Source organism: Streptomyces azureus (assembly GCF_001270025.1).
GTDB lineage: Bacteria > Actinomycetota > Actinomycetes > Streptomycetales > Streptomycetaceae > Streptomyces > Streptomyces azureus.
The window spans coordinates 1-15,020 of record NZ_DF968241.1 but is presented as its reverse complement, the minus strand read 5'-3'; the positions used below and the strand labels follow the sequence as shown (position 1 = coordinate 15,020).

The following is a 15,020-nucleotide window of genomic DNA, read 5'->3' as shown; positions in this document are numbered from 1 at the left end:
TGAACCCTCATCGCAGTACCCCCTCGCTCCACCCGGTCGCCGGAATGCGGGGAGGCCGGTCGTGAACCCCAACGACTCCACGGCAGACGACTCCTTCGCCGAGTACCTCAACTTCGGCGCGGGCGTGCTGTCCCTGGTATGCCTGACCTGCTCGGTGATCTGGGGCCTGGTCGCCCAGGACCGAATCCTCCTCGACGCCCGCAGGCGCATCCTGGCGCAGGCCGTGCACCGGACCACGGCCGTTGCCTCGATCGCCTTCCTGCTGGTGCACATCGGAGTGAAGCTGGCGCTGTCCCACACCTCGTGGATCGCCGCGGTGATCCCCTTCGGGCTGCTGTTCACCGACGAAGAGCTGGTGGCGGGCAGGTCCTTCCTGATCGGCCTGGGCACCCTGGCAGGCATGCTCATGATCTTCGTGGGCATCACCGGCGTGCTGCGCAACCGCTTCGCGTCCCCCGCCCCGGTCGCGGCCCGCTGGCGGGCCATGCACATGCTGGCCTATCCGGCCTGGTGCGCCGCTCTCGTCCACGGGCTCTACGCGGGTCGCGCGGCCAAGCCGATCTTCGTCATCCTGTACTGCCTGTCCCTGGCCGGGGTGGCCGGAGCCCTCGCCCTGCGCGCGGCTCCGCGCCCGGTCAAGCGCAAGGTCGCCGATAGGGTCGCCGCGCTCATCGGGCCCACCGACAGCCAGGGCCGCAGGGACCTGGAGGAGAGCCGGGCCCGGGCCGGGGCCGGCTCCGCACTGCCCGGTTACGAAGGCCGGGAGGCCCGTGGCGGAGCTGCGGCGCCCGCGTCCGGGCGGCGGTACGAGAAGGCGGAGCGCCCCACCCCCCAGGAGTCCACGAGCGGTTTCGCCGCGGCCTACCGGGCCGTCTCGAGCCCGCCCGTGGGCCAGCAGGCGTTCGCGCCGGGGCCGACCGACCGCATGCAACTGCCGCTGGACATGCAGCCCACGCAGACCATCCCGACCGTGGACGGCCCTTCCAGCACCTCGGGCAACTGGCCGATCCCGTCCCCGCCGCCGGTCGGCGAGGCCCCGCCGTCGGCCTACGACCCGCTCCAGGACACGGGCTTCAACATCCCGCCCTACGACCCCCTGCAGGACACCGGCCAAAGCATCCCGGCCTATGACAATCCAGGCGCCTCCGGCTATGGATCGAGTGACGTGTACGACACGGGTGAGACGAACGCCGTCTACGACACGTACTACCCGAACGACACGTACAACAGCGGTCCCGCCACTGAAACACTGCCCGGTGCGTCCTACGACTTCGACGCACCGGGACCGGGCGAACCTTGGAACACGCCTTCCGGAGGCTTTAAGTGAACGAGGCTTTGCCTGACGTACCCGAAGTCCGCGTGGTCGGTCTTCCCCAGCTCACGTCCGGCTTCGACCTTGTCGATCGGCTCGATCTGCCCATGCACCTGAAGGTGCACGGGCCACTCGAGCCGATGGGCGGCGAGCAGCTCGCGCAACTCGCCGAACGCATCAACCTGAAGGGCCGCGGCGGCGCGGGCTTCCCCTTCCACAAAAAGCTGCGCTCGGTCGCCGAGGCCGCGATCAAACGCGGCGTCCGGCCGGTCGTCGTCGTGAACGGAAGCGAGGACGAGCCGGCCTGCCGCAAGGACACGGTGCTGATCAACCGTGCTCCCCATCTGATCCTGGACGGCGCACTGCTGTGCGCCGAGGCGCTGGGTGCCCGCACGCTCGTGGTGGGGGTCACCCGTGAGTCCACACAGCGCTCCATGGAGGCCGCGCTGGCCGAACGCGGCCTCAGCAACGGCCGCAGGTCGGCACTCCGCGCGCGTGTGCAGCGCAATCCTGTCCGTATGGTCACCGGCGCCGCCGCGTCGCTGATCCGTTCCATCGACGGCGGCCCGGCCATCCCGCCGGGCCGCAAGGTCAGCGCCTCACAGAACGGCGTCGGCGGCGCGCCCACGCTGCTGTCCAACGCCGAGACCTTCGCCCAACTGGCCATCGCCGCCCGCATCGGCCCGGAGCGCTACGGCAACACCGGCCTGTACGACGAGCCGGGCACCGTCATGCTCACGGTCTCCGGGGCGGTCGCCCGCCCCATGGTGATCGAGGTCCCGACGGGCGTGCCGCTGCGGTACGTCCTCCAGCTCGCCGGCGCCCCGCCGGTGCCACAGGGCGTGCTCACCGGCGGCTACCACGGCAAGTGGATCGACGCGGCGACGGTCAACGAGGCGATCGTCTCCCGCAACTCCCTGGACGCGGTGGGCGGCGCGCTCGGCGCCGGCGCGATCCTGCCGATCACTCAGGACACCTGCCCGCTGGGCGAGTCACTGCGTGTCGCCCAGTGGCTGGCGGAGGAGAGCGCGGGCCAGTGCGGCCCCTGCTACCTCGGCCTGCCGGCCGCCGCGCGCGGCCTGGAGGACATCCTCAACGGCGGCGGACCTGCCGCCCTGGAAGCCCTCAAGCAGGTCGCCAAGAACGTGAAGCGGCGCGGCGCGTGCTCGCACCCGGACGGCTCCGCGATGTTCATCGAGTCGACCATCAAGGCGTTCACGGACGACCTGGCCGCCCATGTCCTCGGAAACGGCTGCGGACGGCCCGTGGAGGGCGTTCTGCCGCTCTTCGAGGGCGGCAGGGCCCCTACGGGCATCCCGGGCGGCGGCGAGTCCGAGGAGAACGGCCCCAGCCGCCAGAAGATCTACGTCGACTGGACGCTGTGCCGGGGCCACGGCCTGTGCGCGGACATCCTCCCCGAGGTGTTCCAGCTCGGCGCCGACGGCTTCCCGACCGTGGCGCAGGCGCAGGTGCCGCGGTACGCCGAGGCCAAGGCTCTACGCGCGGTGCGCCGCTGCCCGGCGCTGGCCCTGCGCATCGAGGAGGACACGCGCGCTCAGGGCGGCGCGCCGTCCCGCAACCTCCCTGTCCTGTCCCAGGGCCGCGGCCGCCGCGCTCTCGGCCGCTGAGCACACGTACGGCGGGCTTCCCTCAGGGGAGCCCGCCGTACGCACACACGGACACCGCACACGAAGAAGGCGGGCCATCCGATCGGATGGCCCGCCTTCTCATCTGGTGTGGAGCTAAGGAGAATTGAACTCCTGACCTCCTGCATGCCATGCAGGCGCTCTACCAACTGAGCTATAGCCCCTTGCTGTGCCCCTCCGGGTTTCCCCGGCGGCGACGCCAACATTACTGGTCCACCGGGCCCAACACCAAATCGATTTCGCCTCGTACGGGGATGCCCGCTATGCCGGATTTACACCGACCCTGCGGGCTCTACGCCGTGACGAACGAATAGAACCGCTTGAGCGTGCAGTGCTCCTCCAGAAGCCGGCCGTAGATCGGCTCGCCCTCCAGCTCGCGGTACGTCTCGATCGGGTCGCCCTTTATGATCAGCGCCCGTGCGCACTCCTCGCACCAGTACTGGTAGTCGGGATTGATCGGCTCCATGTCGCGGACGATCGGCGTCCCACTGCCACACCAGTCGCATTTCCGCCTGTGTGCACCCATCGATCAGCTCCAGCTGTGGCCGCAGGCCGTGCACACGTAGGAGATCCCGCCGTTGTCGCCGAGCATCTGGGCCACGTGCGCGGATCCGCAGGAAGGGCAGCTGAGGCGGGTCGACATGTCCCGTTTCAATGCTGCTCCGAGGAGGTGGTCGACCTCCCGGATGCTCGCAGGCATCGCTACTCCCTCCCGTCGGGCCGCGCCCCCTTCCGGCCGTTTGATTCTGCCACGGCCGGAGCAATACGGTCAGCGACGCCTCAGTACCAGTCCGGACACGGCAGGCGTCGTGGCCGTAGAGGTATACGCCTCAGTGGCCCCGAGTGACTCAACCCGGGGCACGAAAAATCCCGCCCCCTGGACGGGAACGGGATCTTGACGTGGAGCTAAGGAGAATTGAACTCCTGACCTCCTGCATGCCATGCAGGCGCTCTACCAACTGAGCTATAGCCCCTCGTGTTCTCCCCGCTCGGCGGGGCGAACAAGAAGAACTTTAGCCTGCGACCTGCCGGAAAGTGAAATCCGGGTCAGTCGTCGTCGCCGAGCACCGGTTCCGGCAGCGTGCCGGCGTTGTGCTCCAGCAGGCGCCAGCCGCGGGCGCCTTCGCCGAGGACGGACCAGCAGCAGTTGGAGAGTCCGCCGAGGCTCTCCCAGTTGTGGGGGTCCAGGGCGAGGAGGCGGCCGATGGTGGTGCGGATGGTGCCGCCGTGACTGACCACGACGAGCGTGCCGTCCTCGGGGAGCTTCTCGGCGTGGCGCAGCACCACGGGGGCGGCGCGGTCGGCGACCTCGGTCTCCAGTTCGCCACCACCGCGGCGCACCGGCTCGCCGCGCTTCCACGCGGCGTACTCGTCGCCGTGCCGGGCGATGATCTCCTCGTGCGTCAGGCCCTGCCAGACACCGGCGTAGGTCTCGCGCAGCGCCTCGTCGTGGGTCACGTCGAGGCCGGTGAGCGCGGCGAGTTCGGCGGCCGTGTTCGCGGCCCGCTTCAGGTCGGAGGCGACGATCGCGGCCGGCTTCAGGCCGACGAGCAGGCGGGCGGCGCGGCGGGCCTGGGCGACGCCGGTCTCGGTGAGCTCGACGTCCGTGGTGCCCTGGAAGCGGCGCTCCACGTTCCACGCGGTCTGGCCGTGCCGCCAGAGGATGATGCGGCGGCCCCGGCCCTTGCCGGCGGACGCCTCAGTGAAGGAGGTCACCGCCAGTCACCGTCCAGCTCCGCCGCCTCCTCGGCCGCTCGCAGCTTGGCGTGCTCCTCGGCCTTGCCGCGGGTGGCCTTGGCGTCCTCGGGCAGCTCCAGCTCGGGGCAGTCCTTCCACAGCCGCTCCAGGGCGTAGAAGACGCGCTCCTCGCTGTGCTGGACGTGGACGACGATGTCGACGTAGTCCAGCAGCACCCAGCGGGCCTCGCGGTCGCCCTCGCGGCGCACCGGCTTGGCGCCGAGCTCCTTGTTGAGACGCTCCTCGATCTCGTCGACGATCGACTTGACCTGGCGGTCGTTGGGAGCGGAGGCCAGCAGGAAGGCGTCCGTGATGGACAGCACGTCACTGACGTCGTAGGCGACGATGTCGTGTGCCAGCTTGTCGGCGGCCGCCTGGGCGGCGGTGTTGATCAGCTCGTGAGAGCGGTCGGTCACGGTCACTACAAGGCTTTCCGTCGGCGGTCACTTGCCACCTAGGGTCTCACGACCCGCCGTGCGCCCCCCACGCGATTACGGGGACCGGGTGGGGAGCACACTCCTGCCGGCTAGTCGGACGACGGCTTGTAGTCCTGGCCGAGGACGACGGCGACGTCGGCGCCTGCGGAGATCCCGCCCTTGGTGACGGAGCCCGCGGGCAGGCCCAGGGTCTTGGCGACCTCGACCGCGTCGGCCTTGTCGGCGGCGTCGGCGTAGGTGACCTTGGACGTGGCCTGGGCGGAGCCGGGCGTGCCGCCCTCCAGGAAGGTGAAGCCGCCGTTGAGGAGCACGACGCGGGCCTTCTCCGTGTTGTCCTTCACACCGCTGGCGTTCTGGACGGAGACGCTGACGGCGGCGTCCTTGTCGGGGCTCTTGGCGGTGCCGCCGAGGACGTTCCTGACCACCCCCGCGCTCGCCTGGGCGCTGAGCGTGCCGTCGGTCTGGACGGGCAGCAGATCCGTCTTGTAGTCGCCGCCCTTGGCGAGGTCGGAGAGCCCGGCGAGGAAGGTGCCGAGGTCCTTGTCGGTCAGGGACGGGTCCAGGATCTGCGCCAGGGTCTGGATCGTGGTCGTCGCGGCCTGCGGGTCGGAGGACATCTTGCGCAGTACGCCTTGCAGGACCTGCCCGAACCGCTCCAGCTGGGCGTCCTGGGCCTCGCCGGGGGCACGGTAGGTGGCGTAGGCGACGGCCATCTTGCCGCTGAGGGTCTGGGCCTTGCCCTTGTTGACCAGGGGAGCCGCGCCCTTCTTCTTGGCCTCGGGGTCGGGGACGTCCGTGTCGGTGTCGACGTCGATGTTGCCGACGAGGTCGACGAGGTTCTGGAGGTAAGGGGTGTCCAGGCGCCAGGTGCCCTGGATGTCGGTGCCGAGGACCGTGTCGAGTGCGTCGCGGGTGCCGTCGGAGCCGTCGTCCTCGACCGACTTGGCGAGCGTCGTCGTGGTGCCGTCGTCGCTGGTGAGGGCGAGAGAGTTGGGCAGCAGGACGGTGGTGCCCCGCTTGGTGGTGGTGTTGTCGACGAGGAGGGCCGTGGCGGTGCCGCCGCCATTGGTGTCGTGCAGGTGGACGACGATCACGTCGCGCTTCTGGGCGCCCGCGGCCGTCGCGGTGCCTGTCGCGGAGCCGTCGGAGGACAGGCCGGGCAGCTTCCCCGCGTACCAGAGGTAACCGACGCCGCCGACCGCGGCGAGCGCGAGGACGACGACCAGGGCGACGATCCGGCTGCGGGCGCGGCGCCGGGCCTCCTCACGGCGCTCGGTGCGGTTCTCGGTGAACTTCAGCCAGTCGATGACGTCTTCGGAGTTGTCGTCGGGCTCCTCGACGAAGGCGAACTGTTCGGTGTGGTACTCCGGTTGGGCCCGCTCGCGGACTTCCTCGTCGTCGGCCGGGCCCGCCTGCTGCGGGATGTGGGCGGTCTGTTCGGCGACGCGGGGCTGCTGGGCCGTACCGGCGCCGGCCGCGGCCTGCCCATAGGGGTCGGGAGACGCGGTGCCGCCCTGGTGCTGCCCGGAGGCGTAGGGGTCGTAGGAGCCGTAGGCGGGCTGCTGCTGACCGGTGCCGTAGTCGTACGCGGCCCCGGGCTGCTGCCCGGTCGTGGCGTACGGGTCGTAGCCGTAGCCCTGCTGTTGCTGCTGGGCGTACGGGTCGTACGTCTGCTGCTGGGTCTGCTGTGCCGGGACCTGGCGGTAGACAGGCCGGCCGTACTCGTCGTAGCCGACGAGCTCGTACTGGTCGCCCCCGTACCCCGGGTCGTATCGGTCGTTCACCGGTGCCCCTCTCGGCTCATTCGCCGCGGTACAGCTCGCGCTTGTCGATGTAGCGCACGACTCCGTCCGGCACCAGATACCAGATGGGGTCGCCCTTGGCGACTCTCGCACGGCAGTCCGTGGAGGAGATGGCGAGGGCGGGGACCTCGACGAGGGAGACGCCGCCCTCCGGAAGTCCTGGGTCGTTCAGGTGGTGGCCCGGCCGGGTGACCCCGATGAAGTGCGCGAGGGAGATCAGCTCCTCGCTGTCCCGCCAGGTGAGGATCTGGGCGAGAGCGTCGGCGCCCGTGATGAAGAACAGGTCCGTGTCGGGGTTGAGCGCGCGCAGGTCGCGCAGGGTGTCCACGGTGTAGGTGGGGCCGCCGCGGTCGATGTCGATGCGGCTCACCGAGAACTGCGGGTTCTCGGCGGTCGCGATGACCGTCATCAGGTAGCGGTCCTCGGCCGGGGAGACCTTGCGGTGGGTCTTCTGCCACGGCTGGCCGGTCGGGACGAAGACCACCTCGTCGAGGTGGAACGCCGCGGCGACCTCGCTGGCCGCCACGAGGTGCCCGTGGTGGATCGGGTCGAAGGTGCCGCCCATGACACCGAGGCGGCGCTTGCCCAGCCGGGGCCGGTCGTTTCCGGGGCCGTCGATCTGGCGGTGCGCCGTGACGGCACGGCGGGGCTCCGAGTGTCGCTCGGTGCCGCTCGCCGTGTCCTGTGCCGGGTCGTGCGGCGTCTCGTTCGCCGGACCGGTAGGCATGTCCTGCTCTCCCATGCGTGCAGACCCTACCGGCCCTGCCTGAGGGCTCCGGCCGCCCCCGGGTTCCCCTGGGTGCCCCGCGCGGGGCACCCCGCCGGGCTCAGCGGTCGCGGTTGAAGCGGGTGGTGATCCACAGCATCAGCAGCAGGATGAAGAGAGCGGCGCCACCGGTGAGGTAGGGGCTGAGGCTCTCGTGGTTTCCGCCGTGCTCCTCGCCCTCGGCGGCGAGGGTGACCAACTGGGCAGCGGTGCTGTGGAAGCTCATCTTCGGCAGGACCTATCGCATGTGGGCGGGTTAAAGACGTCGGCTCATCGTAAGCGGGCGCCCCGACCGCGATCACCCCGACTCCGCCTGTTCGTGACACGGAGGCGGTGCCTGCTCCCGTCAGGCCCGGTCCCGGGGCCCGGCGGGGAACCTTCCCGGCGCCTCAGTCGTCCTTCCGTCTGTAGCCACGCAGCAGGAACCACGCGGTCAGCACACAGCCCAGGATCATCACGATCAGTACGTACCGCAGCATCCCCGGCCCTCCTTGCCGCTCGGCGGCGGTCGCGGCCTCTGCGAGCCAGGCGGCTGCGGGGTGATGCTCCATGGCGGCGGTCTCCTTCGCTGTACTGCCCGACCACCGTAACTCCGCCTAGGCTGGGCTCTGCCTCGGGGAAGCAAAAGGCCGCACAAGGGGCCGTAAAGGTCACACAGACGCACATGGGGGAAGACATGTCCGACGGCCACGAGCACAACGGGCACGAGAACGTGCCGAGCAGGCAGCGCAGGCGCTTCCCCGGAATCTCCTCGCGCACGTACGAGCATCCGGCCGACCGCTCGGCCCTGGTGGCGCTGCGCAAGCTGAGCGGTTTCGACACGGTGTTCAAGGCGCTCAGCGGCCTGCTGCCCGAGCGCAGTCTGAGGCTGCTGTTCCTGTCCGACTCGGTGCGGGTGTCCGACCAGCAGTTCTCGCATCTGAACGTGATGCTGCGGGACGCCTGCTACATCCTGGACCTGGAGAAGGTCCCGCCGATGTACGTGAACCAGGACCCGCAGCCGAACGCGATGTGCATCGGCCTGGACGAGCCGATCATCGTCGTCACGACAGGGCTCGTCGAGCTGCTCGACGAGGAGGAGATGCGGGCGGTCATCGGGCACGAGGTGGGGCACGCGCTGTCCGGGCACTCGGTCTACCGGACCATCCTGCTGTTCCTGACCAGCCTCGCCGTCCGGGTCGCCTGGATCCCCCTGGGCAACCTCGCGATCATGGCGATCGTGACCGGGCTGCGCGAGTGGTTCCGCAAGTCGGAGCTGTCCGCGGACCGGGCGGGGCTGCTGGTCGGGCAGGATCTTCAGGCGTCCATGCGGGGTCTGATGAAGATCGCGGGCGGTAACCACCTGCACGAGATGAACGTGGAAGCGTTCCTCGCCCAGGCCGAGGAGTACGAGGCCGGGGGCGACCTGCGCGACTCGGTGCTGAAGATCCTCAACGTGCTGCCGCGCTCCCACCCCTTCACCACCGTGCGGGCGGCCGAGCTGAAGAAGTGGGCCGAGTCGCGGGACTACCAGCGGATCATGGACGGCCACTACCCGCGGCGCGACGAGGACAAGGACACCTCGGTCCGGGACTCCTGGCGGGACTCGGCGAACCACTACACGACCCACGTGAAGAGCTCCAAGGACCCGCTGATGAAGCTGGTCACCGACCTCGCCGGCGGCGCCGGCGACCTGGGCGACCGCGTCCGCCGGGGCTTCGGCGGCTTCACGAACACGGCTCAGAAGCCGCCCCAGGGGCCCGAGACGCCGGGTACGTCGGACTCCCCGGGAGACGACCGGCCGCCGCGCGACGGCAGCTGAGGCGCCCGCAGGACCCGTCGGGAGGACCACAGCGCCCGGAGTGCCCTGGAGCGCCTTGGAGCGCCTTGGAGCGCCTTGGAAGTCGCCCTCACACCCTCGGCTGCGCGCTCGTCGCCAGGGAGCCGCACAGGGCCGTGGCACTGCCCGTGGCGTAGGGGTCCGTGCCGGCGGGGCCGCCTTCCTTGGCCGTCTGGCCGGCCAGGAGGGGGCGCAGGTGGTTCGTGGAGTCCTCGGCGCAGGAGAGCGGGCCGGCCTGGACGTAGGAGACGACGAGCTGGGTCTGGCGCAGGCGCAGGTCGTCGCGGTCGAAGCGGAAGTGCAGCTCGCGCCGGACGGTGAACAGGGACGCCTCGGCCTTGTCACCGGCCCCGGCGGGCCGCAGTGCGTACACGAACGTGTGGTCGGCGGTGACCTCGAGCGTGGACGAGTCGGCCTCGGCGGCCTGGAGCGTGCCCTGGACCCGCACCCTGCGGTCGGCCAGCTCGGCGCGGGAGGGGTCGAAGCGGACGAGCCAGCCGGTGGGCGCGTGGTGTCCGTCCGCGGTGGGGCGGGCGAAGCTCTGATCGAACTGGTCCAGCTGGTCGGGGGCCAGCAGGACGCGGACGGCGCGGACCTCACGGCCCGTGAGCACGTCCGGGTCGAGGGCGGAGCGGACGATGTAGTCCTTGGCGGTGGTCAGGGCGCTGACGACCTGGCTGTCCGAGAAGTGCGCGGTGCGCCGCGAGGCGGGCAGCGGCACGCCCTCCGCGCCGGTTTTGAACTGTGCGGCGGGGCTCCGTTCGTACAGGTAGGCGGTGTCGGCCGTGCCGGGCACCTTGCCCTCGGGGGCGAGCGGGATGACGGTCATCCGCAGGGGTTCGGCGGTCTCCTGGGCGGCGGGGCTCTGGTAGGGGTGCCGTACACCCATGTAGATCGCGGTGCCGAAGGCGACGGCGATCAGCAGGACCAGAACCAGTGCCTGCCGGGACAGGCCCCGGCGCATGGGCGGGACGCGGCGCACGGCGGGCGCGTGGTCGCTGATCCGCTCCTGGGCGGAGTACTCCTGGAGGTGGGCAGCACGGACGAACGATTCGTCGAAGACGACGGATCGGTACTCGTCCTCTCCACCTCCGGGGCCGCCCTCGGGTGTCCCCTCAGGTGGGTCTCCAGGCCCGCCCATATCTTCAGGGTAGGTCTCCGGAAGCTCGGGTAAACGCCCTGCCGCACCACAAGTTCTGACAGGTCCTCACCAACACGAGCGGGTTCGGTCAGGGGGTGCGCGGGATCACCGAGACGGCCGGCTGGGAGTAGTCCGCGGAAGCGGAGGGAGCCGCCCCGCTGCCCTGTTCCAGCCCGGTCGAGGTGGGCGCCGGCACGGGGTCCTGGCGGTTGGAGGACGCGCCCCGGTAGACCGCCGTGAAGGCCAGCGCGACCATGCCGATGCCCATCACGAGGGCGAGCAGCCAGGCGACGGGGCGGTGCCAGCGGACCTGTTTGGAGTACGGCCCCGTGCCGTCGTAGTGGTCCTCGAGGATGTCGGAGTCGTCCAGCTCGGGATCACGGCCGAAATCGCCGGACGCGTCCGGGCCGTACCCGTCGTCGTACCGCTCGCCTCTGGAGTGGGCGCGGCGCGCCTCCGCCTCGGCTCTCGCCTTGGCGGCGGCCAGGAGGCGCTCCACGGCGGTCGGCTCGTGCACCATGGCCGCGCGTACGAAGGCCTCGTCGAAGACCACGGAGGCGAACTCTTCGTCCGACACCCCGCGGTCGTGGTCGTCGTCGGGCTCCCGGCCGTCAGGAAACGGCGTGCCCCCCACGTCCTCCGGCACGGTCCCAGAGTAGACCTGGGGGGTCATTTTGGGCAGACAGTATGGAAATTCATCCGCCGGTTGAGACGGCGTTCACGGGGTATCGCACGGCGCACGCCCGGCCGGTCCGCCCCTGCCGCAACCACATGCGCCGCGTCACACACACGTGGCAGGCGGTCAGCGCCGCACGTGCCCGTCGCCGGTGACGATGTACTTCGTGCTGGTCAGCTCGGGCAGACCCATCGGGCCGCGGGCGTGCAGCTTCTGTGTCGAGATGCCGATCTCCGCGCCGAAGCCGAACTGGCCGCCGTCGGTGAAGCGGGTGGAGGCGTTGACGGCGACCGTGGTCGAGTCCACCAGCTGGGTGAAGCGGCGGGCGGCCTGCTGGGAGGTCGTGACGATGGCCTCGGTGTGGCCCGAGGTCCACAGCCGGATGTGCTCGACGGCCTTGTCCAGCGAGTCCACCACGGCCGCGGCGATGTCGTACGACAGGTACTCCGTCTCCCAGTCCTCCGCCGTCGCCTCGACGACCGTGGCCTTGGAGTCCTTGGCATGGGCCAGGACGCGCTCGTCGGCGTGCACGGTGACCCCGGCGTCGGCGAGGGCGTCCAGGGCCCGCGGCAGGAACTCGGCCGCGATGTCCTGGTGGACCAGCAGGGTCTCGGCTGCGTTGCAGACGCCGACGCGCTGGGCCTTGGAATTGATCAGGATCTCGACCGCCATGTCCAGGTCGGCCTGCGCGTCGACGTAGACGTGGCAGTTGCCGGTGCCGGTCTCGATGACCGGGACGACCGACTCCTGGACGACCGTGTTGATCAGCGAGGCGCCGCCGCGCGGGATGAGCACGTCGACCAGGCCGCGGGCGCGCATCAGCTCGCGCACGCTGTCGCGGCTCTCACCGGGCACCAGCTGGATGGCGTCGGCGGGCAGCCCGGCCCCGCCCACGGCGTCGCGCAGGACGCGCACGAGGGCGCTGTTCGACTGGTACGCAGAGGAGGAGCCGCGCAGCAGGACCGCGTTGCCGGACTTCAGGCAGAGGGCGGCGGCGTCGACGGTGACGTTCGGCCGGCCCTCGTAGATGATCCCGACGACGCCGAGCGGCACGCGGACCTGGCGCAGGTCGATGCCGTTGGGCAGCGTGGAGCCGCGTACGACCTCGCCGACCGGGTCGGGCAGCGAGGCGACGTCGCGCACGTCCGAGGCGATGGCGCGGACCCGCTCGGGGGTGAGCGTGAGCCGGTCGATCATGCCCTCGCTGATGCCGGCCTCGCGGGCCTTGGCGACGTCCTTGGCGTTGGCCTCGACGATCTCGCTCGTACGGACCTCCAGCGCGTCGGCGATGGCGAGCAGCGCGTCGTCCTTGTCGGCCCGCGGCAGCGGCGCGAGGCTCGCGGCGGCGGCCTTGGCGCGGTAGGCGGCCTCGGTGACCGGGGACATGGAGTCGTACGGCGAAAGCGTGGTCATAAGGGAAGCGTAGTGTGCCGGGCGGGACCGTTCACCGCGCGTTCCATACCCCGAGACACTCCCCGAGACGGCTGCCGGACCGGGTCAGAACGGGTGGACTCCGACCGGCGACGCCGGCGGCGGCCCGTACCCCTCGGCGATGCGCTGGTGATAGGTCGCGCGGTCGATGACCTCCAGGCCGACGATCTCCCAGGGCGGCAGCCCGGCGGTCTGCCGGTGCTCGCCCCACAGGCGCAGGGCGACGGCGGCCGCGTCGTGCAGGTCGCGGGCCTCCTCCCAGTAGCGGATCTCCGCGTGGTCGACCGCGTATCGGCTGGTCAGAAGGAAGGGATGGTCGTGGGCGAGCTGTTCCAGGGCGCGCCGGACCTCGGGGAGCGGGGCCTCCTTGCCGGAGACGCTGAGGGTGACGTGCCACAGGCGCGGCGTGTCCGCGGGTTCCTCGCCCTCGAACCGGTCCCCGGCCGCCACGCTCGTCAGGGCCCGCTCCTCACCGGCCGCGCGGGAACCGGCACCACCACGGGACGCCGTGGCCCCAGGGCGCACTCGTCTCACGACGGCCTCCTTTGCACAGTGGCGCTGCTGTGGAATATGTCCCCCGAGACAAAGTTGAGCAGGCTGCAAGAGATCGCGGGGCGGTTTTGCGGAACGTCCACCACCGAGGGCGGACGTTTCGACACATTACGGGTGCAGGAGCACCAGGTCGTCCCTGTGTACGACCTCGCGTTCGTACGCGGGGCCGAGTTCGCGAGCCAGTTCGCGGGTCGAGCGGCCGATCAGCCGGGGGATCTCCTTGGCGTCGAAGCTGACGAGCCCACGGGCCACGGCCCGTCCCGTGGTGTCCCGCAGCTCGACCGGGTCGCCGGCGCTGAACTCGCCCTCGACGGCGGCGATCCCTGCGGGCAGCAGCGACTTGCGGCGCTCCACGACGGCCTCGACGGCACCGTCGTCCAGGGTGAGGGCGCCCTGCGGGGTGGAGGCGTGCTGGAGCCACAGCAGCCGGTCGGCGGAGCGCTTGCCGGTGGGGTGGAAGTAGGTGCCGGTGTCCTGGCCGGACAGGGCGTCGGCCGCGTGGACGGCGCTGGTGAGCACGACGGGCACGCCGGCGGCGGCCGCGATCCGGGCGGCCTCCACCTTGGTGACCATGCCGCCGGTACCGACGCCCGCCTTGCCCGCGCTGCCGATCTCGACGCCTGCGAGCTCGGACGGGTCGCGCACCTCGGCGATGCGGGAGGTGCCGGGCTTGCCGGGGTCGCCGTCGTAGACGCCGTCCACGTCGGACAGCAGGACCAGCAGGTCGGCGTGGACGAGGTGGGCGACCAGGGCGGCGAGGCGGTCGTTGTCGCCGAAGCGGATCTCGTCCGTGGCGACGGTGTCGTTCTCGTTGACGATCGGGAAGGCGCCCATCGCGAGGAGCTTGTCGAGGGTGCGGGAGGCGTTGCGGTGGTGGGCGCGGCGGCTCATGTCGTCGGAGGTCAGGAGCACCTGGCCGACACGGACGCCGTAGCGGGCGAAGGAGGCGGTGTAGCGGGCGACCAGCAGGCCCTGGCCGACGCTGGCGGCGGCCTGCTGCCGGGCGAGGTCCTTGGGGCGGCGGCGCAGGCCCAGGGGGGCGAGGCCGGCCGCGATGGCGCCGGAGGAGACCAGGACGATCTCGCGCTCGCCACCGCTGCGGACCTTGGCGAGCACGTCGACCAGCGCGTCCACGCGGTCGGCGTCCAGGCCGCCCGACGCGGTCGTCAGCGAGGAGGACCCGACCTTGACGACGATCCTGCGGGCCTCGCCCACGGCCTGCCTTGCCCCTGCCACGTCGCCGTCCGTCCCCTCGCGTCGATCCGGTCGCTCACCAGGAAATCTACGGGACGGGCGGGCAGGGCGCGGCACCGGTCCACGCTACGGACGGTACGACGGGCGTCACGGCACGGCCGCCGCGCTCCCGCCGTCCGCGGACATGAGCTTGTGAAGGTGCCGTCCCGGACACGGGCTCGCTGCCGTCCCGGACATGGCTTGCGCGGCCGCCCGCGCAGCCGCCCCGAGGCCCGCCCGCGGGACACCGCGCACGCCCCCTGAATCCGCCCGGGCCATACCGCGCACGCCGTCCCGAACGCGCGTCGTGCGCCCGACGGCCGCCACCGGGCCCGCCCGCAGCGCGCACCGCGCACACCACGCCGGACACGCGCTGTGCAGCCGCCCGCGCAGGTCCCCACCGGGCACCCAGCAGACACCGCGCACGCCCCCGAACCCACCGCCTGCGTCACACCCCGCACACCCCCG

General features: G+C 71.2%; 16 protein-coding genes and 2 tRNA genes. 3 read left to right on the top strand and 15 right to left on the bottom strand.

From position 1 onward, the window contains the following. Positions 1–61 precede the first annotated feature (61 nt). Both AOQ53_RS11755 and AOQ53_RS11750 read left to right on the top strand, forming a co-directional pair. Positions 62–1,327, top strand: coding sequence for a hypothetical protein (locus tag AOQ53_RS11755; RefSeq protein ID WP_059416959.1), 1,266 nt, complete (start codon positions 62–64; stop codon positions 1,325–1,327). Continuing rightward, positions 1,324–2,940: an NADH-quinone oxidoreductase subunit NuoF family protein gene (locus AOQ53_RS11750; RefSeq protein WP_059416958.1), complete on the top strand. Its 1,617-nt coding sequence runs from the start codon at positions 1,324–1,326 to the stop codon at positions 2,938–2,940. The genes AOQ53_RS11755 and AOQ53_RS11750 overlap by 4 nt, the downstream gene beginning before the upstream one ends. Positions 2,941–3,049: 109 nt before the next feature. Here the strand turns inward: AOQ53_RS11750 and AOQ53_RS11745 are convergent. The 10 genes from AOQ53_RS11745 to AOQ53_RS44585 form a co-directional block, all read right to left on the bottom strand. Continuing rightward, positions 3,050–3,122 (bottom strand) — tRNA-Ala (locus tag AOQ53_RS11745). Positions 3,123–3,250: 128 nt separating this feature from the next. After that, positions 3,251–3,484: a hypothetical protein gene (locus tag AOQ53_RS11740; RefSeq protein ID WP_006136074.1), complete on the bottom strand. Its 234-nt coding sequence runs from the start codon at positions 3,482–3,484 to the stop codon at positions 3,251–3,253. 3 nt (positions 3,485–3,487) lie between these two features. Then, positions 3,488–3,658, bottom strand: a complete 171-nt coding sequence (locus AOQ53_RS44595; protein ID WP_167745710.1) for a hypothetical protein — start codon at positions 3,656–3,658, stop codon at positions 3,488–3,490. Positions 3,659–3,859: 201 nt separating this feature from the next. Then, a tRNA-Ala gene (locus tag AOQ53_RS11735) sits at positions 3,860–3,932 on the bottom strand. A gap of 73 nt (positions 3,933–4,005) precedes the next feature. Further along, positions 4,006–4,680: a histidine phosphatase family protein gene (locus tag AOQ53_RS11730; RefSeq protein ID WP_059416957.1), complete on the bottom strand. Its 675-nt coding sequence runs from the start codon at positions 4,678–4,680 to the stop codon at positions 4,006–4,008. Beyond that, positions 4,671–5,117, bottom strand: coding sequence for a ribosome silencing factor (gene rsfS, locus AOQ53_RS11725; RefSeq protein ID WP_059416956.1), 447 nt, complete (start codon positions 5,115–5,117; stop codon positions 4,671–4,673). The genes AOQ53_RS11730 and rsfS overlap by 10 nt, the downstream gene beginning before the upstream one ends. 104 nt (positions 5,118–5,221) lie before the next feature. After that, positions 5,222–6,916 (bottom strand): LCP family protein, encoded by a 1,695-nt coding sequence (locus tag AOQ53_RS11720; protein WP_059416955.1) that lies wholly within the window; start codon positions 6,914–6,916, stop codon positions 5,222–5,224. Positions 6,917–6,932: 16 nt separating this feature from the next. Next, a complete protein-coding gene (gene nadD / locus AOQ53_RS11715) occupies positions 6,933–7,676 on the bottom strand; it encodes a nicotinate-nucleotide adenylyltransferase (RefSeq protein WP_059416954.1) in 744 nt (247 codons plus the stop codon). Positions 7,677–7,761: 85 nt separating this feature from the next. Next, positions 7,762–7,926: a hypothetical protein gene (locus tag AOQ53_RS44590; protein WP_030239898.1), complete on the bottom strand. Its 165-nt coding sequence runs from the start codon at positions 7,924–7,926 to the stop codon at positions 7,762–7,764. Between the two features lie 163 nt (positions 7,927–8,089). Then, positions 8,090–8,251: a hypothetical protein gene (locus AOQ53_RS44585; RefSeq protein WP_086602242.1), complete on the bottom strand. Its 162-nt coding sequence runs from the start codon at positions 8,249–8,251 to the stop codon at positions 8,090–8,092. 125 nt (positions 8,252–8,376) lie between these two features. On the opposite strand from AOQ53_RS44585, the gene AOQ53_RS11710 reads away from it, so the two are divergent. Further along, the gene (locus tag AOQ53_RS11710) at positions 8,377–9,501 is read left to right on the top strand and encodes a M48 family metallopeptidase (RefSeq protein WP_059416953.1); all 1,125 of its coding nucleotides are present in this window, start codon (positions 8,377–8,379) and stop codon (positions 9,499–9,501) included. 88 nt (positions 9,502–9,589) lie between these two features. Here the strand turns inward: AOQ53_RS11710 and AOQ53_RS11705 are convergent, their stop codons facing one another. From AOQ53_RS11705 to proB, 5 genes are all read right to left on the bottom strand, one after another. After that, a complete protein-coding gene (locus tag AOQ53_RS11705; protein WP_059416952.1) occupies positions 9,590–10,660 on the bottom strand; it encodes an SCO2583 family membrane protein in 1,071 nt (356 codons plus the stop codon). A gap of 88 nt (positions 10,661–10,748) precedes the next feature. Next, the gene (locus tag AOQ53_RS11700; RefSeq protein ID WP_456293489.1) at positions 10,749–11,306 is read right to left on the bottom strand and encodes an SCO2584 family spore wall biosynthesis protein; all 558 of its coding nucleotides are present in this window, start codon (positions 11,304–11,306) and stop codon (positions 10,749–10,751) included. A 156-nt stretch (positions 11,307–11,462) separates the two neighbouring features. Then, entirely contained in the window at positions 11,463–12,749 is a 1,287-nt protein-coding gene (locus AOQ53_RS11695) for a glutamate-5-semialdehyde dehydrogenase (protein ID WP_059416950.1), read from the bottom strand. 84 nt (positions 12,750–12,833) lie between these two features. After that, on the bottom strand, positions 12,834–13,292 hold the full coding sequence (locus tag AOQ53_RS11690; protein ID WP_059416949.1) for a hypothetical protein: 459 nt from the start codon (positions 13,290–13,292) through the stop codon (positions 12,834–12,836). Positions 13,293–13,427: 135 nt separating this feature from the next. Then, positions 13,428–14,534, bottom strand: coding sequence for a glutamate 5-kinase (gene proB / locus AOQ53_RS11685; protein ID WP_059416948.1), 1,107 nt, complete (start codon positions 14,532–14,534; stop codon positions 13,428–13,430). Positions 14,535–15,020: the final 486 nt, after the last annotated feature.

Excerpts from the sequence above, each read along its gene's own strand:
- AOQ53_RS11740 (WP_006136074.1), bottom strand. The coding sequence starts at position 3,484 with ATGGGTGCACACAGGCGGAAATGCGACTGGTGTGGCAGTGGGACGCCG.
- AOQ53_RS44595 (WP_167745710.1), bottom strand. The coding sequence starts at position 3,658 with ATGCCTGCGAGCATCCGGGAGGTCGACCACCTCCTCGGAGCAGCATTG.
- nadD (WP_059416954.1), bottom strand. The coding sequence starts at position 7,676 with ATGGGAGAGCAGGACATGCCTACCGGTCCGGCGAACGAGACGCCGCAC.
- AOQ53_RS44590 (WP_030239898.1), bottom strand. The coding sequence starts at position 7,926 with ATGAGCTTCCACAGCACCGCTGCCCAGTTGGTCACCCTCGCCGCCGAG.
- AOQ53_RS44585 (WP_086602242.1), bottom strand. The coding sequence starts at position 8,251 with ATGGAGCATCACCCCGCAGCCGCCTGGCTCGCAGAGGCCGCGACCGCC.
- AOQ53_RS11710 (WP_059416953.1), top strand. The coding sequence starts at position 8,377 with ATGTCCGACGGCCACGAGCACAACGGGCACGAGAACGTGCCGAGCAGG.
- AOQ53_RS11705 (WP_059416952.1), bottom strand. The coding sequence starts at position 10,660 with ATGGGCGGGCCTGGAGACCCACCTGAGGGGACACCCGAGGGCGGCCCC.
- AOQ53_RS11695 (WP_059416950.1), bottom strand. The coding sequence starts at position 12,749 with ATGACCACGCTTTCGCCGTACGACTCCATGTCCCCGGTCACCGAGGCC.